The sequence below is a fragment of the Agrobacterium pusense genome (genome assembly GCF_013285525.1).
In the GTDB taxonomy this organism is placed as follows: Bacteria; Pseudomonadota; Alphaproteobacteria; order Rhizobiales; family Rhizobiaceae; genus Agrobacterium; species Agrobacterium pusense.
Genome location: NZ_CP053856.1, coordinates 1,297,394 through 1,315,484 on the forward strand (window position 1 = coordinate 1,297,394; position 18,091 = coordinate 1,315,484).

The 18,091-nt window shown below is 61.6% G+C and carries 17 protein-coding genes; 5 read left to right on the plus strand and 12 right to left on the minus strand.

Annotated elements, in window-relative coordinates; translation table 11 throughout:
• Positions 1 to 13: 13 nt before the first annotated feature.
• Positions 14 to 382 carry a gamma-butyrobetaine hydroxylase family protein gene (locus tag HQN82_RS06370; RefSeq protein ID WP_004442123.1) on the minus strand — a complete coding sequence of 123 codons (369 nt, stop codon included), beginning with the start codon at positions 380 to 382 and terminating at the stop codon, positions 14 to 16.
• 107 nt (positions 383 to 489) lie between these two features.
• On the opposite strand from HQN82_RS06370, the gene moaA reads away from it, so the two are divergent.
• From moaA to mobB, 5 genes are all read left to right on the plus strand, one after another.
• Positions 490 to 1,539 (plus strand): GTP 3',8-cyclase MoaA, encoded by a 1,050-nt coding sequence (gene moaA / locus HQN82_RS06375; RefSeq protein ID WP_044460021.1) that lies wholly within the window; start codon positions 490 to 492, stop codon positions 1,537 to 1,539.
• Positions 1,540 to 1,710: 171 nt separating this feature from the next.
• Positions 1,711 to 2,679 carry a DMT family transporter gene (locus HQN82_RS06380; protein ID WP_045533712.1) on the plus strand — a complete coding sequence of 323 codons (969 nt, stop codon included), beginning with the start codon at positions 1,711 to 1,713 and terminating at the stop codon, positions 2,677 to 2,679.
• Position 2,680: 1 nt separating this feature from the next.
• Entirely contained in the window at positions 2,681 to 3,880 is a 1,200-nt protein-coding gene (locus tag HQN82_RS06385; protein WP_173614675.1) for a multidrug effflux MFS transporter, read from the plus strand.
• Complete coding sequence (mobA, locus tag HQN82_RS06390; RefSeq protein ID WP_173614676.1) at positions 3,877 to 4,503, plus strand: molybdenum cofactor guanylyltransferase MobA; 627 nt, start codon at positions 3,877 to 3,879, stop codon at positions 4,501 to 4,503. Before HQN82_RS06385 ends, mobA begins: the two co-directional genes overlap by 4 nt.
• Positions 4,500 to 5,015, plus strand: coding sequence for a molybdopterin-guanine dinucleotide biosynthesis protein B (mobB, locus tag HQN82_RS06395; protein ID WP_173614677.1), 516 nt, complete (start codon positions 4,500 to 4,502; stop codon positions 5,013 to 5,015). Before mobA ends, mobB begins: the two co-directional genes overlap by 4 nt.
• Before the next feature lie 289 nt (positions 5,016 to 5,304).
• Here mobB and HQN82_RS06400 read toward each other — a convergent pair whose 3' ends face one another.
• The 11 genes from HQN82_RS06400 to HQN82_RS06450 all read right to left on the minus strand — a co-directional run bounded on the left by HQN82_RS06400 (position 5,305) and on the right by HQN82_RS06450 (position 18,075).
• A complete protein-coding gene (locus tag HQN82_RS06400; RefSeq protein WP_037093448.1) occupies positions 5,305 to 6,870 on the minus strand; it encodes a peptidoglycan DD-metalloendopeptidase family protein in 1,566 nt (521 codons plus the stop codon).
• A gap of 345 nt (positions 6,871 to 7,215) precedes the next feature.
• Positions 7,216 to 7,869, minus strand: a complete 654-nt coding sequence (locus HQN82_RS06405; protein WP_022556269.1) for a protein-L-isoaspartate(D-aspartate) O-methyltransferase — start codon at positions 7,867 to 7,869, stop codon at positions 7,216 to 7,218.
• Entirely contained in the window at positions 7,866 to 8,636 is a 771-nt protein-coding gene (surE, locus tag HQN82_RS06410; RefSeq protein ID WP_004442133.1) for a 5'/3'-nucleotidase SurE, read from the minus strand. Before surE ends, HQN82_RS06405 begins: the two co-directional genes overlap by 4 nt.
• A gap of 173 nt (positions 8,637 to 8,809) precedes the next feature.
• Positions 8,810 to 10,093 (minus strand): serine--tRNA ligase, encoded by a 1,284-nt coding sequence (serS, locus tag HQN82_RS06415; protein ID WP_112765867.1) that lies wholly within the window; start codon positions 10,091 to 10,093, stop codon positions 8,810 to 8,812.
• 101 nt (positions 10,094 to 10,194) lie between these two features.
• Entirely contained in the window at positions 10,195 to 10,998 is an 804-nt protein-coding gene (tatC, locus tag HQN82_RS06420; protein WP_022556270.1) for a twin-arginine translocase subunit TatC, read from the minus strand.
• Entirely contained in the window at positions 10,995 to 11,741 is a 747-nt protein-coding gene (gene tatB, locus HQN82_RS06425) for a Sec-independent protein translocase protein TatB (protein ID WP_173614678.1), read from the minus strand. The genes tatC and tatB overlap by 4 nt, the downstream gene beginning before the upstream one ends.
• A 55-nt stretch (positions 11,742 to 11,796) precedes the next feature.
• A complete protein-coding gene (locus tag HQN82_RS06430) occupies positions 11,797 to 12,003 on the minus strand; it encodes a twin-arginine translocase TatA/TatE family subunit (RefSeq protein WP_003509722.1) in 207 nt (68 codons plus the stop codon).
• 130 nt (positions 12,004 to 12,133) lie between these two features.
• The gene (gene scpB, locus HQN82_RS06435) at positions 12,134 to 12,868 is read right to left on the minus strand and encodes an SMC-Scp complex subunit ScpB (protein ID WP_112765869.1); all 735 of its coding nucleotides are present in this window, start codon (positions 12,866 to 12,868) and stop codon (positions 12,134 to 12,136) included.
• Positions 12,861 to 13,703 (minus strand): segregation and condensation protein A, encoded by an 843-nt coding sequence (locus HQN82_RS06440; protein WP_173614679.1) that lies wholly within the window; start codon positions 13,701 to 13,703, stop codon positions 12,861 to 12,863. Before HQN82_RS06440 ends, scpB begins: the two co-directional genes overlap by 8 nt.
• 55 nt (positions 13,704 to 13,758) lie before the next feature.
• Positions 13,759 to 14,775, minus strand: a complete 1,017-nt coding sequence (gene nagZ, locus HQN82_RS06445; RefSeq protein ID WP_173614680.1) for a beta-N-acetylhexosaminidase — start codon at positions 14,773 to 14,775, stop codon at positions 13,759 to 13,761.
• Positions 14,776 to 15,036: 261 nt separating this feature from the next.
• Positions 15,037 to 18,075, minus strand: coding sequence for an SPOR domain-containing protein (locus HQN82_RS06450; RefSeq protein ID WP_173614681.1), 3,039 nt, complete (start codon positions 18,073 to 18,075; stop codon positions 15,037 to 15,039).
• Positions 18,076 to 18,091: the final 16 nt, after the last annotated feature.

Genomic DNA, 18,091 nt, shown 5'->3' on the forward strand with positions numbered 1-18,091 from the left:
CTCGCTGTTTTCTCTACCGGTACCGTGGCTCCCTGCTCAAGCCTTTTTCGGCAAGCTCCCGTTCATAATCCGCAAACAGCCTGTCCCCGGTCTCACCCAGTTCCTTCAGGTATTTCCAGGTGTAAATGCCACTGTCATGGCCGTCGTCAAAAACGATGCGCACCGCATAGTTGCCTGTCGCGACCATGGAGCGGATGGCGACATCGCGTTTGCCCGGCACCGTGACCTTTTGTCCCGGCCCGTGGCCCTGCACTTCTGCCGAAGGCGAAAGCACGCGCAGCATCTCGGCCTTCAGCCGGTAAACGCTTCCATCGTCGAAGGAAACGGTCAATTCGCGCCGGTCTTTCGACACAAGCAGCTCTGTCGGCCAGGCATCACTCATTTTTCACTTCCGCAAGCTCATCACATGCGTCAGAATTACGGACTTGCCTCAGGATAGGCAAGCCACTACATCATTTGAGGGGCACATCGCGCAATGAGGATGGAGACGTGAACAGTTTCCCCGGATCGCTTGGAAAAGCGCAGTTCCTGACGGAAAACAACGCACCGATGGTGGACCCTTTCGGCCGCGCCATCACCTATCTGCGCGTTTCCGTGACCGACCGCTGCGATTTTCGCTGTACCTACTGCATGTCCGAACACATGACCTTCCTGCCGAAGAAGGACCTTCTGACGCTCGAAGAACTCGACCGGCTCTGTTCCGTCTTCATAACGCGCGGCGTCCGCAAGCTCAGGCTGACCGGCGGTGAGCCGCTGGTGCGCAAGAACATCATGTCCCTGGTGAGGAACCTCGGGCGGCATGTCGAGAGCGGTGCGCTCGAGGAATTGACACTGACCACCAACGGCTCACAGCTGGCGAAATTCGCAGCCGAACTCGCCGATTGCGGCGTGCGCCGCATCAATGTCTCCCTCGATACGCTCGACAGCGATAAATTCCGCCATATCACCCGCTGGGGGGATATCGACCGGGTGATGGAGGGGCTCGATGCCGCACAGGCGGCAGGCATCAAGGTGAAACTCAACGCCGTTGCGCTGAAGGACTTCAACGATGCCGAAATGCCGGAGCTGATGCGCTTCGCCCACGGCCGCGGCATGGACCTGACGGTCATCGAGACCATGCCGATGGGCGAGATCGAGGAAGACCGCACCGACCGTTATCTGCCGCTTTCAAAGTTGCGCAGCGATCTCGAGCAGAGCTTCACGCTCATCGACAGCGATTACCAGACCGGCGGCCCGGCCCGTTACGTGACGGTGAAGGAAACCGGCGGCCGGCTGGGCTTCATCACGCCCATGACCCATAATTTCTGCGAAAGCTGCAATCGTGTCCGTCTCACCTGCACCGGCACGCTCTATATGTGTCTCGGCCAGGACGACGCTGCCGATCTGCGCACGGCGCTGCGCGCTTCCGACAGCGACGCCTATCTTTCCAGCGCCATCGATGAAGCCCTTCTGCGCAAGCCGAAAGGACACGATTTCATCATCGACCGCACCCACAACCGACCCGCAGTCTCCCGCCATATGAGCGTGACAGGCGGCTGAGGCTGGCTGAACGTCTTTCTCATCCACCCACCCATATAAACGGTTGAATTGCCCGCTCTGCCGTGCAACGTCTCTTTATATGGAGGAATGCGTGGTTGCGCCGTAACGGCGGCTCCAGATCGCCCGGAGGGGCGGACGGAGTAAACCGCGCATGGTCTGGGATATTTGGGAATGGCATTGACGGACAATACGCGCGGCGCGCTTTTCATGGCGCTCGCAATGGCAAGCTTCACGGCCAACGACGCGCTGACGAAGTCCGTCACCCCCTACATCAACACCGGTCAGATCATGTTCGTCCGCGGCATCATGACCGTGGTGCTGATCTATATCGCGGCCCGGCATTTCGGCGCGCTCCGGCCCCTGAAAACCCTTTTGCGCCCCATCATCATCCTGCGCTGTCTCTGCGAGGTGACCGCCGCCGTTCTTTATCTGACGGCGCTCGGCCTCATCGAATTTTCCAATGCCTCGGCCATATTGCAGTCCCTGCCGCTGGTGGTGACGCTGGGTGCGGCGTTGTTCCTGCGCGAACCTGTGGGCTGGCGGCGCTGGGTGGCGATCATCGTCGGTTTCATCGGCGTGCTCGTCATCATCCGGCCCGGCCCGGAAGGCTTTACGCCGGGCGCGCTGCTGGTTGTCGCATCGCTGGCCGTCACCGCCGCGCGTGATCTGCTGACGCGGAAAATGTATGCCGATGTGCCTTCGCTTGCGATCACCGTCATCACCGCCTTCGTCAACATGGCAGTGGGCGGCCTCTTAATCCTGCCCTTCGGCGGCTGGCAGCCCATGAACGTCACGATCGTCTCGCATCTGGCCGCCTCGGCCATTCTGGTGCTGGTCGGCTACCAGGCGATCATATTGTCGATGAGATCGGGCGAAATTTCCTTCGTCGCGCCGTTCCGTTATACCGGCCTGCTCTGGGGTTTCATGATCGGCATATTCTTCTTCAACGAGAAGATCGACAATTACACCATCATCGGCGCCATGATCATCATCGGTTCGGGCCTTTATACCTTCTACCGGGAAAGCCTCCGAAAGCGCTCGCAGATGGCCAAGCGCGCGGCCGCCACCCCCACTGCCGTGACCACCGTACGGCCGGCTTCCGTAACGAAAGCTGCCGTTACGGAAGAGGCGGGAGAATGACATGAACGGCGGCCGTTTTCTGGACAGAACCACCCCACCCCACATCATCACGCTGGTCGTCATCGCCGGTGTCGCGGCGCTGTGCATGAATGTGTTCCTGCCCTCGCTTGCAACGATGGCAGTGTATTTCGAGGCCGATTACGCGGTGATGCAATTCGCCGTCTCGGGTTATCTCGCCGCCACCGCCTGCCTGCAGCTCGTCATCGGCCCGCTCTCCGACCTCTTCGGGCGCCGCCCCGTCATGCTCGCCAGCATCGCCGTCATGATCGTAGCGACGCTTGTGTGCATGCTGGCGCCCAATATCACTGTCTTCATGATCGGGCGCGTGGCGCAGGCGGCCGTCGTTTCCGGCTTCGTGCTCGCCCGCGCGATCGTGCGCGACATGGTGCCCATGGAACAGGCGGCCTCGATGATCGGCTATGTGACGATGGGCATGTCCGTGGTGCCGATGGTGGGACCAACGGTTGGCGGCCTGCTCAATGACATCTCGGGCTGGCAATCGAGCTTCGCCCTCCTCTGCCTGCTTGGCCTCGGCATCCTGGCGCTCGCCTGGCTCGATCTCGGCGAAACCAACCACAACAGATCGGCAAGCTTCTCGCAGCAGTTCCATGCCTGGCCGGAACTTCTGCGCTCGCCGCTGTTCTGGGGTTACGCCCTGACCTCGACCTTCTCATCGGGCATGTTCTTCTCCTTTCTCGGCGGCGCGCCTTTTGTCGGCAGCGTGCTTTATGGGCTTTCGCCGGCCATGCTCGGCCTGCAATTCTTCTTCATGGCCAGCGGATACATGCTCGGCAACTTCATCTCCGGTCGTTATGCCAGCGAAATCGGCATCACCCGCATGATGCTGTCGGGCAATGTCATCGGCATTGCCGGCATCATCGCCGCCATCGCGCTGATCTCGGTCGGGGCGGAAAGCGCCTATGCGTTTTTTGTGCCGCTCGCCCTGATCGGCGTCGGCAACGGCGTGACGCTGCCCAGCGCCAATGCCGGCATGGTCAGCGTCCAGCCGCATTTGGCTGGCTCAGCCTCCGGTCTCGGCGGCGCCATGACCATTGGCGGCGGCGCGGCACTCTCGGTTCTCGCCTCCTCGGTTCTTTCAAAAGAGGATGGAACCTGGCCGCTTCTTCTGGTGATGCTGGCGACCGGCCTTGTCGCGTTCCTCACCACCTATATCGTAAGGCTGCAGGAAAAGCGGGAATGACGGCCCCTTTTGAAATACCGGGCCTGGTACTCGCCGGTGGGCTTTCGCGGCGTATGGGCAGCAACAAGGCGATGGTGCAATTGGGCGATGCGCCTCTCATGTCCCATGTCATCAGCCGCATCACGCCGCAGGTCTGCGACGTCACCATCAATGCGGCCAATGGCTGGGCGGAAAGTTTCGGCCTGCCGCTGCTGCCCGATACGCTGAACGGCCACGCCGGTCCGCTCGCGGGCGTTCTGGCCGGCATGCGCCATTTCCAGCATCGCGGCGACGCGGTCAGCCACTTTCTGACAGCGCCCGCCGACAGCCCGTTTTTCCCTGACGATCTTGTGATGCGGCTTTGCGAACACCTGTCCGACAATGCAATCGTCATTGCCGCCTCCAGCGGCCAGCTTCATCCGGTCTTTGCGTTGTGGCCGGTCGCTCTCGCCGATGATCTCGATGCATGGCTGAAGAACGATGCCAACCGGCGCATCCGCGCTTATCTTGCCCGGCATGTCACCATTGGGGTTGCTTTTGCGCCGCTGGAAACGGCAAAGGGCAGCCTCGATCCGTTCTTCAACATCAACACGCCGGATGAGCTTGCACTGGCGCGCAGCTATCTGGAGAGCATGGAAGCATGACGGCACAAAAGGTCTTTGGCATCGCCGGCTGGAAGAACTCAGGCAAAACTGGTCTTGCCGTGCGCATCGTCACCGAACTGACCGCGCGCGGCTACCGTGTCTCCACCATCAAGCACGCCCATCACGATTTCGATATTGACAAGGTCGGCGCCGATAGCTGGCGTCACCGGCAGGCCGGCGCGCACGAGGTCACCATCGTTTCCGGCACCCGCTTCGCCATCATGCATGAATTGCGCGGCGAACCGGAGCCCTTCTTCGAAGACATCCTCTCCCGCCTCGCGCCGTGCGACCTGGTGCTGATCGAAGGTTATAAATACGAACCGGTCCCGAAAATCGAAGCGCGCCGGGTTGAGGCGGCGAAAACGGAACCGCTGGCGCCGCTCGATCCGCATATCGTCGCCATTGCCGCCGATCACGCGGTGACGGACACGGCGCTTCCGGTTTTTGATCTCGACGATACCGGCGCGATTGCCGACTTCATCGAGACGACGGTGGGTCTGGTCAGGGGTTAGACACGTAGCGGTTCGACGTGACTTGGGCTGCATCCCAAATCCGTCATACCGGCCTTGAGCCGGTATCCAGCCAGCCCAAGTCCTTGGGCTGAGGAGACTCATTCCGCCGCGCAGACGCACGTCGGCTGGATGCCGGATCGGGTCCGGCATGACGGAGGAGAAAACCGCGAGAAACCAATGCCCACTAAGCCCGAGGCACCCATTCCAGAACTTTTTCCGCACGCATCACCCCATAAAATGAAAAAGCCGGGCTCATCACCCGGCTTCATCATTCCTTGAGACGCAATACCTATTCAAGGAAAGTGGATGGGTTCACCGGCGTCGCATCCTTGCGAACTTCGAAGTGAACCTGCGGACGTTTGGCGCTGCCGGTCATGCCCGAGGTGGCGATGGTCTGGCCGCGCTGAACCTTCTGGCCACGCTGCACGTCGAGATTGGCAGCGTTGCCATATACCGTGACCTTGCCGTCGTCATGGCGGACAAGAACCGTGTTGCCGAGCTGCTTCAGGCCATTGCCGGCATAGATGACGACACCGTTTTCAGCGGCCTTGATCGGCGTGCCCTCGGGAACCGAAATGTTGATGCCGTCGTTGCGGCTGCCTTCGACATTGTCACCGAAATTATTGATGACCGCGCCGCGCACCGGCCAGCGATATTTGCCGATGCCGGTGGATTCCGGTGCGACCGACGCCATGTCGGCCTTTTTCTCGATATCGCTGACACTGGCGGTGGCCGGAGTTGCGGGCGCAGCCGGAGCGGCGGCGGCGGCCGGCGCCTTATAGGGCTCTGGCTTGACGGATGCGGTTTCGACGGGCTTTGCGGCTTCCTTGGCGGGAACGGAAGCGGTCTTGATGGCATCCGTCGAAGCACCCGGCATGTTGAGCGTCTGGCCGACGCGGATGCTTTCGTTGCCGAGACCGTTTGCCGCCTTGAGAGCAGCCACCGACACCCCGTTTGCACGGGCGATCTTGGCGAGGCTGTCGCCCGGCTGAACCTTGTAGCCACCAGAAGGCGGCAGCGGCTTGCCGCCCGGAGGCGTCAGTTTGCCAGCTTCAGCAGAAACCTTGTCACGGGCGGCGGCCTGCGACGGCAGCACGGCCACGTTTCCATCCGGCGCACGCAGCGGTGTCGGCTGGTCGCCATTGCGGTTGAGCGCAATATCGCCGGCGGCATCCTTGGCGGCGTTGCGGACCTGGCCGAACTTCGGAATGAGGATCGACTGGCCGGCCTGCGCGGCGGAAGCGGTCTTCAGGCCATTGACCCGCAGCAGTTCCTTTTCCGGAACGCCGTAGCGGTTGGAGAGGGTCGCAATGCTTTCGCCGGGACGCAGGGTCACGGAGGCGGCGCCATCGGTGTGCCAGCCGTTTTTGTCGGAACGAACGGTCGCGGTGGTCAGGTTGTCAGCGGCGGGTGCGGCAGCCTGCCGTGCGGGCGCTGCCAGAGACGGCGCGGCCTTGGGCTGGGCGGACGGGAAAGGCTGGGCCATGGCTTCGTTGCGGGTCGACGGATCGCGGCTCGCCACGGCTGTCGGCGCGGACAGCTCGGAACGCTGCACCGGCGAGGCCGAGGCACGGGCCGTGGACGGCTGAACGCCACCGTAACCACCCGATTGCTGCGGATAGGAATTGCCGGCCATGTTCTGGTTGGCATAACCTCCCTGTGGCGCGGCAGAGGCGTAACCGCCATTCATGTCGCCCTGCGGAACCGGGGCCTGCCCGTAAGCACCGCCGCCCTGACGGGCAGGAATTGACGCCGTGGTCATCTGATCCGGTCCACTGGAAAAGAGGCCGCTGAACCGCGTTGCATCCGAGCTACAGCCCGTTGCGACGCTTGCCAGCAATGCCGCTGCGAACATTTTTGCGACTGATTTTCCGATTTTAGACGAATGTCTCATACGCATGACTCGATCTACACTGACGCCAACCCGCCGCATCGAGATCGATCCGGCACAAATTTCAATTCTTGCAAGGCCCATTTCCCGAGGTGGGGAAAACCATGCGTCGATGTTTATGATTAAAGCGCGTTAGTGTTACCACGCCGTTAAAACGTTAAGCCGTTTGGCGCTTTTTTGACACTTCGATAACCATGACGAAGAGAGGATGCGCCATGACGAAACAATAAAATCTCTTAAAATCAGATGTTTGCGAAAATTCAGAACATTAGGAGACCAAAATACAATGTCTCGAAAATTTTCATTTTGTCACAAATGACGCGCAATATGGGTGCTGAGCGGCAGGTAGGGCGCCTCGAACAGTTCTTCCTTCTCGAAGCGGCTGCCGGTCTTGGAAAAGCGCGTCATCACGCAGCGATCACCTTCAACGATGATCGGCGCGATCATCATGCCGCCGGAAACGATCTGCTCGGCAAAGAAACGGGGCATGGTGGTGAACGCCGCCGTGGAAACGATTCGGTCAAAAGTGCCCTCACCCACCAGGCCGTTGCTGCCATCCGCCTGGCGGATGACGACGTTGCGGATTGCAAGATCATCGAGACAGTTTTGCGCCTGCTGCACCAGCGTCTTGTACCGTTCCAGCGAAAAGACGCGCTCAACCCGGCGGGCAATGATCGCCGTCATGAAACCGCTGCCGGTACCGATTTCCAGCACGCGCTGGCCGGGTTTCAGCTGCAGGCGGGCGAGGATTTTCACCGCCATGTCGGCCCCTTCCATGAAGGAACCGCAGTCGATCGGGATGGTGCGGCTGGAATAGGCGTCGGCGGCAAATTGCGGCGGCACGAATTTGGATCGTGGCGTCTGCTCAACCGCCGTCAGCAGGTCGAGATCGGAAATCCCCTCGCCCCGCAAGCGCAGAACGAGAGCTGCAAAACCTTCCTTTTCGACCATGGCAGATTTCAATCGGCGACTCCGAATCCAAGCGCTTGCGCAACCCGATCCTTCACCGTGTAATCCGTCAGGTCAAGCTTCAGCGGCGTGACGGAAATCTTGCCATGCTTTAAGGCGTGGATATCGGTGCCTTCGCGGAAGGTACCCATGCGTTCGCCGAAACGCAGCCAGTAATAGGGAAAACCGCGGCCATCCTGGCGTTCTTCCACCGTCAGGCCGAAATCGAGCTTGCCCTGCCCCGTGACGGACACGCCCTGCACATCCTTTGGCGCGCAATTGGGAAAATTGAGATTGAGGAAGGTGCCGTCAGGCAGATCGACATCGATGAGCTTGCGAATGAGATCGGGCGCATAGGTCTCGGCCACCTCCCACGGCACGACGCGGCCTTCGGCATGGCTAAAGGCCTGGCTGAGCGCAAAAGACCGCACGCCCTGCAGCGTACCTTCAATGGCCCCGGCAATCGTGCCGGAATAGGTCACGTCATCGGCCATGTTGGCGCCGGCATTGACACCTGACAGTACGAGATCTGGCTTTTCCGGCAGAACCTCGCGAATGCCCATGATAACGCAATCAGTCGGCGTGCCGCGCAGAGCGAAATGCTTGTCGGAAACCTTGCGAAGACGCAACGGCTCGGACAGCGTCAGGGAGTGAGCAAGCCCGCTCTGGTCTGTCTCCGGCGCAACGATCCAGACGTCGTCGGAGAGCGTGCGAGCGATACGCTCCAGCACGGCCAGCCCTTCGGCGTGGATACCGTCGTCGTTTGTCAGCAAAATCCGCATGTTTTCCTCCCGCTCTTCATTTTGCTCAGGCAGAACACTCCCCGAACCGTCATCCCGGCCTTGAGCCGGGATCCAGTCGACGCGCGACTGCGCCACGGGAATAGTCCTTTTCAGCCCAACGACTTGGGCTGGATGGATGCCGGATCAAGTCCGGCATGTCGGCATCTTTGAAATCAAGCCGCCTTTTCGATCCGCGTAAGACCGCCCATATAGGGCAGCAGCACATCAGGAATTGTGACAGAGCCATCGTCGTTCAGGTAATTTTCGAGAACGGCGATCAGGCAGCGGCCGACAGCCGTGCCGGAACCGTTCAGCGTATGCACGAACTTCGTCGCCTTGTCGTCCTTGCCGCGATAGCGCGCATTCATGCGGCGCGCCTGGAAATCGCCGCAGACCGAGCAGGACGAGATTTCGCGATAGGTATTCTGACCGGGCAGCCACACTTCCAGATCGTAGGTCTTGCGCGCGCCAAAGCCCATGTCACCGGTGCAGAGCGTCATGGTGCGGAAATGCAGGCCCAGCCGCTTCAGCACCTCCTCGGCGCATGCCGTCATGCGCTCATGCTCGGCGACAGCGCTTTCCGCATCCGTGATGGAGACGAGCTCGCACTTCCAGAACTGGTGCTGGCGCAGCATGCCGCGCGTGTCACGGCCTGCCGAACCCGCTTCCGAGCGGAAGGACGGTGTGAGTGCGGTGAAACGCAGGGGCAGCTTTTCCTGCTCGAGGATTTCGCCGGCCACGAGGTTGGTCAGGGTCACCTCCGCCGTCGGGATCAACCAGCGGCCATCGGTGGTCTTGAACAGGTCCTCGGAGAATTTCGGCAATTGCCCGGTGCCGAACATCGCCTCGTCACGCACCATCAGCGGCGAAGAAACTTCGGTATAGCCATGTTCCGAGGTGTGCAGGTCGATCATGAACTGGCCGAGCGCCCGCTCCAGCCGCGCGAGCTGGCTGGTGAGAACGGTGAAACGCGAACCCGAAAGTTTGGCGGCCCGCTCGAAATCCATATAACCAAGCGCTTCGCCGATTTCGAAATGTTCCTTGGCCTCATGGTTCCAGCCGGGCTTCTGGCCGACGACGCGGGTCACCACATTGTCATGCTCGTCCTTGCCATCGGGCACATCGTCGAAGGGCATGTTCGGCAGGCGCGACAGGGCGTCGTTCAACTCAGCGGTGACCTGACGGTCCTCCTCCTCGGCGCGCGGCATCTTGTCCTTGAGGTCGGCGACCTCGGCTTTAAGTTTTTCCGCAAGCTCCATGTTCTTCTGCGCCATGGCGGCGCCGATTTCCTTGGAGGCGGCATTGCGGCGGGACTGCATGTCCTGCAGGGACTGGATGACGGAACGGCGCTTTTCATCGAGCGCGATCAGACCTGCGGCCGCAGGCTCCGCGCCACGGCGTGCGAGCGCCGCGTCAAAAGCTTCGGGGTTTTCACGTATCCATTTAATGTCGTGCATCGTCGTTCCAGACCGTTGTTGCATCACCGGTGTTTTACAGCAAAACGCCGGGCAGAAGCCCGGCGCGAGGAGATGTCTTGAGCGGCGAGACCTTCGAAAACTCAGGTCTCCTCCAGCTCCGTGCTTGCGGATTCCGCAGCGCGCTTCCTCTCCACGAGTCGAGCCATGTAGATGGAAATCTCGTAGAGAATGATCGCAGGCAGTGCAAGACCGATCTGGGACATCGGGTCCGGCGGGGTCAGCACGGCGGCGACCACAAAGGCCATGACAATCGCGAACTTGCGCTTCTCACGCAGCCAGTCGCTGGTCAGAAGGCCCACGCGCGCCAGAAGCGTCGTAACCACGGGCAGCTGGAACACCAGACCGAAGGATAGCACCAGCGTCATGATGAGGCTCAGATATTCCGACACCTTCGGCATCAGCGAAATCGCAACCTCGCCATCTTCTGGCAATTGCTGCATGGCGAGGAAGAACCACATGACCATGGGCGTGAAGAAGAAATAGACGAGCGCCGCTCCGATGAGGAACAGGATCGGCGATGCGACGAGGAACGGCAGGAAAGCGGCGCGCTCGTTCTTGTAGAGGCCGGGCGCCACGAATTTATAAAGCTGCGAGGCGATCACCGGAAAGGAGATGACCATCGCGCCGAACATGGCGACCTTGATCTGCGTGAAGAAGAATTCCTGCGGCGCGGTATAGATCAGCGACGACTTCGTCACATCAAGGCCAGCCCAGAGAACCGCCCACTTATAGGGAATGACAAGCAGGTTGAAGAGATGCTTGGCAACGGCAAAACAGGCGATGAAGGCAACGAAGAACGCACCCAGCGACCAAATCAGCCGTGTGCGCAGTTCCATCAGATGTTCGATAAGCGGCTGCGGCTTGTCCTCGATGTCCCCGCTCATGCTTCATCCTTTTTGGGCTTTGCAGCCTTGGTTCTCGCCGGCTTCACCGGCTTGGCATCGGCGGCCACGACAGGCTTTTCAGCCACGACTTTCCTGGCGGCCGCTTTTCTCGCGACGGCTTTTACGGTCGGCTTTTCAGCTGAAGTCTCCGTGGAATTGACAGCAACGGGTTCGGACGCCGCGACCGCTTTGGCGCGGCTGGCGCGTTTCGGCTTGGCGGCAACCGCTTCCGCCTCGACGGTCGCAATCGATTTAGCCCGGGCACGCTTCGGCTTTTCCGCCGGTACGACCGGTGCCGCAACGGGGGCGCTGGCAGTCACGGGCGGGGTATCCGGCAGCTTCATCTCAGGCTCGGGAATGCTGACGAGCGGTGCAACCGGCTCACTGGTCGCCGGTGCGGCGGTCGACGTAGCAGGCGAGGATGACAGGCCCTCAGGCGGCGTGGTCGCCTTCTGAAGATCGGACTTGATCTCGTTGCCAAGCTGGCGAAGCGGGTTCATCGCATCACGCAGCGAGTTGGTCGGGTTGAGATCGCGGACATCCGATATGGTCTGGCGCACATCGTCCATGTCGGCCTCTTTGAGGGCCTCATCGAACTGGGTACGGAAATCCCCCGCCATCTTGCGAAGGCCAGCCATGGTCTTGCCAAAGGCGCGGATCATGGGCGGCAAGTCTTTCGGCCCGACAACCACGATCAGTACGACCGCAATCACCAGCAGCTCGCTCCAGCCGATATCAAACATAATATGCTCCCGAGACCCTAACGCGCGTCAGTCTCAAACCAAACGGCAGGGCCGCTTACTTGATCTCGTCAGCCTTGTGGTCGACGGTCTTCGTGTTGGCATCGGCCGGCGGCGGCGTCTGGTCTTCGTCAGCCATGCCCTTCTTGAAGCTCTTGATGCCCTTGGCGACATCGCCCATCAATTCCGGGATCTTGCCGCGTCCGAAAAGGACGAGAACAATCACCAGCACGATGAGCCAATGCCACACACTAAAAGAACCCATAACTGAAACTCCTGAATTTCGCTTTCAGACGATGTAAGACGTTTGAAAGGCTTTTTCAAACAACAAATTGCCGCTTCAACAGGGTGTGAGCATAAAGTTTTTGCGTCGTGTCGCCCGCGCGATAACGATCTCAATCGTCGCCGTCGCCACCACCAGGCGCAAGCAGGCCCAGCTCTTCCAGATCAAGTTGCGTGATCGGGTCTTCATCCTCACGCAATTCGTCGCTCATCATCGGCAGGGGCACGCCGAAATTGGAAGGTATGCGGCCGGAAAGCAGCCCTGCTCCCTTCAGCTCCTCGAGCCCCGGCAGGTCGCGCAACTCCTCGAGGCCGAAATGGTCGAGAAACTCAACCGTGGTACCGATCGTCACCGGCCTGCCGGGGGTGCGACGGCGGCCACGAAACCGGACCCAGCCCGCCTCCATCAAGACGTCAAGCGTGCCGCGTGAGGTCTGAACACCGCGGATTTCCTCGATTTCAGCGCGTGTCACCGGCTGATGATATGCGATAATCGCCAGAACTTCCAGCGCCGCGCGAGAGAGCTTCTTCGGTTCCTTTTCCTCGGCGCGGATGACGAAAGAAAGATCGCCGGCAGTGCGGAAGGCCCATTGCCCGCCCACCTGCACGAGATTGACGCCCCGGCCCGCATAAGCGGCTTTCAGATGCTGAAGAACGGCGTCGACATCCATGCCGCGCGGCAGGCGCTCCGCAATGAAACCCGGAGAGACCGGCTCGGCCGAGGCGAAAACCAAAGCCTCGGCGATCCGCTCGGCCTCTTTCAACTGGCGCTCGGAAAATACCGTGGGTTCTAATCCCACCCCATCCGTCGCGATCGTCGCCCCGGCTGTCTCATCATTATCAGTCATTGTCAGTCCTCTCGGCGACCGCACGATCATCCCTCGTGCCACGGCGCATATAGATGGGCTTGAAAGCCCCCTCCTGCCGGATTTGCAGCGACCCCTCGCGCACCAGCTCCAGTGACGCGGCAAAGGCGCTGGCGATCGCCGTCACCCGCATCGCGGGATCGGGGACATATTGCAGCAGATATTGATCGAGCGCGGTCCATTCTCCGACATCGCCGAGGAGACCGGTTAAAAGCTCCCGCGCCTCGACCAGCGACCAGACCTGCCGTTTTTCAATCGTGACCTGGGTGATCGCCTGTCTCTGCCGCAGATTGGCGTAGGCGCTGAGCAGGTCATAAAGGCTCGCCTCGTAGGCAGAGCGGTTGATGTGCGGAATATGCTCCGGCGCACCACGGGCAAATACATCGCGGCCGAGCTGGGCGCGGTTGACGAGGCGTTCCGCCGCCTCGCGCATCGCTTCCAGCCGCTTCAGCCGGAAGGCAAGGGTTGCGGCCATTTCCTCACCCGAGGGGCCGTCATCCTTGGATTGCTGCGGAATGAGAAGCTTGGACTTCAGGAAGGCGAGCCACGCCGCCATGACCAGATAATCGGCCGCCAGCTCGATACGCACGCGCCGCGCGCTTTCCACGAATTGCAGATATTGCTCGGCAAGCGCCAGCACTGAAATGCGCGACAGGTCCACCTTCTGCGTGCGGGCAAGATGCAGCAGCAGATCGAGCGGTCCTTCGAAACCCGCGACATCGATGACCAGTCCGGCCTCGCCCGTCAGCCGCTCCGGCGTCACATCCTGCCAGAGCTTGTCCATCGGCGTCGAATTGCGAGATTTGTCTGCGGCCATCGTCCCATCCGCCGGATCTTCCGGCCTTGATCCCGAGTAAGCGGCCGCCCGACTGTCAGGAAACGGCCCACATGGCGTTGAATTCGGCTCTCAGTTCCGCTTCGTCGGATGGGTCCGCAGTCGGGAAACCCGCTTCAACTGCCCGCACCCGCTCCAGCGACCGGCCGGAAAGAACGGGAACCTCTTTCACAACCTCGAGCATTTCACCCATCACGCCGTTGCAATGCAAGACTATATCGCAGCCACCAGCAACAATATTCGCAGCTCTTTCACCCAGCGTACCCTTCAACGCGTTCATCGAACTGTCGTCGGACATCAGCAGGCCGTCAAATCCGATCCGCCCGCGAATAATCTCCTCGATCACCTTCGGTGAAGTCGTCGCCGGCCGTTCGCGGTCGACGGCGTTGAATACCAGATGCGCGCTCATCGCCATCAATTCGCGGTTCAGTGCACGGAAGGGCACGAAGTCATGCGCATCCAGTTCATCGAGCGGCACGTCGACCACAGGCAGTTCATGATGCGAATCCACCATGCCGCGACCATGACCCGGCATATGTTTTATGACAGGCAGCATGCCACCCGCCTTCAGCCCGTCGGCCGCCGCCTGCCCCATCTCGGCCACCATGGTCGGCGTATAGCCATAGGCACGGTTGCCGATGACATTGCTGGCGCCTTCCACCGGCACGTCGAGCACCGGCAGGCAATCGACATTGATGCCGAGTTTCATCAGGTCAAACGCGTGCAGTCGCGACATCAGCCAGGCGGCACGCAAACCGGCACCCCGGTCGCGCTCATAGATTTCACCGAGAATGCGGGCATTCGGATAAGCCTGCAGGATCGGCGGCTTGATACGCTGAACCCGTCCGCCCTCCTGATCAATCAGCACCGGCGCATCTGCCCGCCCGACGGCATCGCGCATGGCGGCGACGAGATCGGTGATCTGCTGCGGCTCGCCAATATTGCGCCCGAACAGGATGAAACCCCAGGGCTGCTCATCGCGGTAAAGGGCAATCTCGTCGGCAGTCAGCGAAAGCCCGCTGCATCCGAGGATCATAGCTTTGCAATCGGTCATGGTGTCACGCCTGTTACAGAATAGATGGGAAGAACTTTGCCTGCTCCTCGGCCAATGCCGGGGCAGCGACGTTTACCGTCCGTCACCCCGGCCTCCGAGCCGGGGTCCAGCGCGATCAAGTCCTTGATCGCGTAAGACTCGTTTCACGGCGCAGACGCGCCGTGGCTGGATGCCGGATCAAGTCCGGCATGACGGAGGTTGGCTGCTCCGTCACTGTCGTTAGACAATCAGCGCCGGGGTACTACCCCCGGCGCATCTCTGTCACCGCGCCACCAGGCAGCTGCCACCGGCCGAACGGAACTTTTCGCACAGCGCCACGGCTTCGTTCTTGTCACCGGCCGGGATACGGACGCGGTAGAAGGTGCCCTTGCCGGCGATTTCGGCAGCCTTGATGTCGACGCCGCGTCCACCGATGACCGAGCCGAACTTGGCCGACATGTTCTGGTAGGACTTCTGCGCTTCCGCCTGGCTCGGCAGCGACGCGATCTGGATATAGTAGCCACCGGCGGACGGCGTGCTGGTCGCAGCCGGCATAGCGGCTGCGGTCTGCTGCTGCGCGGCCTGCGGCTGAGCAGGCGCAGTCGTCGTCGGACGAACATTGCCCTGATTGGTCACCGTCGCCACGACGTTTGCGGGCTGCGAGGACGGACGTGTTGCCGGAAGCGGCGCGGCGGACTGCGCAGCCGGCTTGGTGGCGGCAGGCGTGTTTGCCTGCGGCTGAGCCTGTTCCGGCGCGACCGGAACCCGCGATGCGGCGATGACGGCGGGAGCGCCCTCACCCGGCTTGGCGGTCTGCGGCGCAGCAAGTTCCTCGACCTTGTCAGCCTTCGGCGGCTGGGCTGCCGGCACCTCGACTTCCTGTGCGACAAGCGTGCCGTCAGGCTTGACGATCATGGTGCGCACCTTGCGCGGGGAAACGCCGGTCGCAGCCGAACCTTCGTTCTGCGCGGCCTTTTCTTCCGGCGAAAGCAGGCGCGGATCCTCGGTCTCGCCAACCGGCGTGCCAGCGGCTTCCATATCGGCGTCGTTTTCGCCTTCCAGCGGCAATTGTTCAGGAATCAGAGTCCGCTGAACCACGTCCACGGGCTGTTCGTTGCTGGAAATCAGCGCCGGCTGCTTCGGATCGGCAGCGCTGCCGCCGGCAACGCGATCATATACCGCCTTGTCCTGGTTCGGCACGACACGACCGCCCGGATTTTCCGGCACGACCTTCATCGGGTCGTTATCGGCGGAGATGATGACCGGCGCGCCATTGGAACCGGTGCTCGACGAACCGCCGGAGACCAGCGCGTAAACACCGCCGCCGATCAGCACCAGGCCGATGGCAGCCGCAACCGGCATGATCCAGCGGCGACCGCCGCGTTCATCCTCGTCACGATAAGCAGCCTGATTGTCGACGTACGTATTTTCGGGCTCGCGAGGCGCATTGCCACGGGAAGCGGCAGCCTCCTGCATGGAGCGGCGGAAATCCTCTTCCAGCGCCCGTTCGAACTCGTCGGCCTCTTCCGGAGCCTGAACAGGACGAGCCTGGGCAGCTCCTCGGTTTTCCGCGTGCTTGTGGCGGTCGAGACCACCGGCAACAGCAGGAGCAAACAGCGTCGCAAGCTCGGTGTCGATGTCGAGGTCTTCCTCATGGCGGCGGGGAGCCGGCTTCGGCTCAAAAACGCCAACCGGCAGTTCCGGTACATCCATCTCGACGATGGTTTCCGGATGCTCTTCCGTCTCACCGATCTGCGAGGGATCGAAAGGCAGGCTTTCCAGCGTCTGTGGCGCGACAGGCTGGGGAGCGGCCGGGCGCGGCTGAACGGGAGCGGCAGCAACGGGTGCGGCGGCAACGGCAGCAACAGGTGCGGCAACGGGCGCAGGCCGGGGCTGCGGTGCGGGCTGCACCTTCACCGGCTGCGGTGCGGGTGCCTGAACGGCCACCGGCGCGGCCGGCTGCTGGCGAACCGGCTGCGGTGCAGGCGCTGGCGCGACCTCCGCTTCAGCGATGTCGGACAGATCCAGATCGAGATCGTCAAGCGCAAGCTCGAAATCATCATCGTTGAAGCCGGCGAAATCGAGCTCCTCGGCGGGTGCTGCGGGCGCTGCATCGGCAACCGGCGCTGCCTTCACCGGAGCGGCAGTAACCACGGGCGGTTCGACCTTGGCAGCCTGCGCTGCGGGGACCGCCTGCACGAGCGGCGCTTCACCGCGACCGGGAATGGAATATTTCGCGACGTCGTAAATCAACTCGTCCATCGGCGAGAGATGTTTCGCCGCCGGCTTCTCGGCAATCTCAACCGCCAGAGGCTCTGCGGCAGGCGTAAAGACCTCGGCGACCGAAGGCGTGAAGGATGGCGCGGTCTCTTCCGCCTGGACGACGGCAGGCACGGGAGCGACTTCGACCTGCGGCTCTACCCGGGCCGCGACAGGCTGCCGTTCGGAGCGCGGCTCAACCCGCTTCGGGTCGGCGGCCGAAACATCGCGGCGGGCGCCGAAATTGGCAAGCGGCAACCGCAGGCTCGAAAATTCCAGCGAAGACCGGCCGCCATGCGATGGCGGACGAACGGAAATCGGAGCAGGGGCCTGTTCGGCGACGGCGATTTCCACTTCATCGGCGAGATCGAGGCTCTGGGACTCCGGTGTAGCAGCATAAGCGGCGGCAGCAATATTGCTGGAGACATCTGCCGGAAGCTCCGGCATGGCGTGCCATTCCGGCTGGACGGGTTCCGCGGCCTGCGGCTCTTCCCATGCCACCTGTGAGGCAGCCTGCTCGTAGACCATCGGCTCGGCAGGACGCGCCTGGCGCGAATGCACATCGAAAACTTCAGCCACCGCGCCGGCATCATCGCGGAAATCCGCCCGGATATCCTGCGTGGGGGTTTCGACGTAATTGTGGATATAGGCCTCATTGACCTCTGGAAGCAGCTCTTCCGTCACTTCGGGAGCGAATGTCACCTCGGGTTCCGGTTCAGCTGCCGGCGCAAGTGCGGGCTCGCGGCGAGCGAAAACGGATTCGACCCGCTGCATGAAATCGCTCGGATGGATGCCTGCACGAACATCGTTTGCCGGATCAAGAACGATCGGATCGGCATGCGGCGCATCGTAAACCTCGAATTCCCGAAGCAGCTCGTCCTCGAGATTAAATTCGGGTTCGCGGCGGGCAACCGGTGAGGCAGCGCGTGGCGCAGCTTCGGAACCCGCATGCGAAGGACGATCTTCGAAGCCGACGATACGCGCCAGTTCTGCCAGAGGATCGTTGTCAGCGAAGCCTTCGGACCGGGCGTCCCGGTTATACGCGACATTTTTTTCGACCATTACGTGTTCCACCATC

Coding starts and splice junctions, on each gene's coding strand:
- HQN82_RS06370 (WP_004442123.1), bottom strand. CDS start 382: ATGAGTGATGCCTGGCCGACAGAGCTGCTTGTGTCGAAAGACCGGCGC.
- HQN82_RS06380 (WP_045533712.1), top strand. CDS start 1,711: ATGGCATTGACGGACAATACGCGCGGCGCGCTTTTCATGGCGCTCGCA.
- HQN82_RS06385 (WP_173614675.1), top strand. CDS start 2,681: ATGAACGGCGGCCGTTTTCTGGACAGAACCACCCCACCCCACATCATC.
- mobA (WP_173614676.1), top strand. CDS start 3,877: ATGACGGCCCCTTTTGAAATACCGGGCCTGGTACTCGCCGGTGGGCTT.
- mobB (WP_173614677.1), top strand. CDS start 4,500: ATGACGGCACAAAAGGTCTTTGGCATCGCCGGCTGGAAGAACTCAGGC.
- HQN82_RS06400 (WP_037093448.1), bottom strand. CDS start 6,870: ATGTTCGCAGCGGCATTGCTGGCAAGCGTCGCAACGGGCTGTAGCTCG.
- surE (WP_004442133.1), bottom strand. CDS start 8,636: ATGCGGATTTTGCTGACAAACGACGACGGTATCCACGCCGAAGGGCTG.
- serS (WP_112765867.1), bottom strand. CDS start 10,093: ATGCACGACATTAAATGGATACGTGAAAACCCCGAAGCTTTTGACGCG.
- tatC (WP_022556270.1), bottom strand. CDS start 10,998: ATGAGCGGGGACATCGAGGACAAGCCGCAGCCGCTTATCGAACATCTG.
- tatB (WP_173614678.1), bottom strand. CDS start 11,741: ATGTTTGATATCGGCTGGAGCGAGCTGCTGGTGATTGCGGTCGTACTG.
- HQN82_RS06430 (WP_003509722.1), bottom strand. CDS start 12,003: ATGGGTTCTTTTAGTGTGTGGCATTGGCTCATCGTGCTGGTGATTGTT.
- scpB (WP_112765869.1), bottom strand. CDS start 12,868: ATGACTGATAATGATGAGACAGCCGGGGCGACGATCGCGACGGATGGG.
- HQN82_RS06440 (WP_173614679.1), bottom strand. CDS start 13,703: ATGGCCGCAGACAAATCTCGCAATTCGACGCCGATGGACAAGCTCTGG.
- nagZ (WP_173614680.1), bottom strand. CDS start 14,775: ATGACCGATTGCAAAGCTATGATCCTCGGATGCAGCGGGCTTTCGCTG.
- HQN82_RS06450 (WP_173614681.1), bottom strand. CDS start 18,075: ATGGTCGAAAAAAATGTCGCGTATAACCGGGACGCCCGGTCCGAAGGC.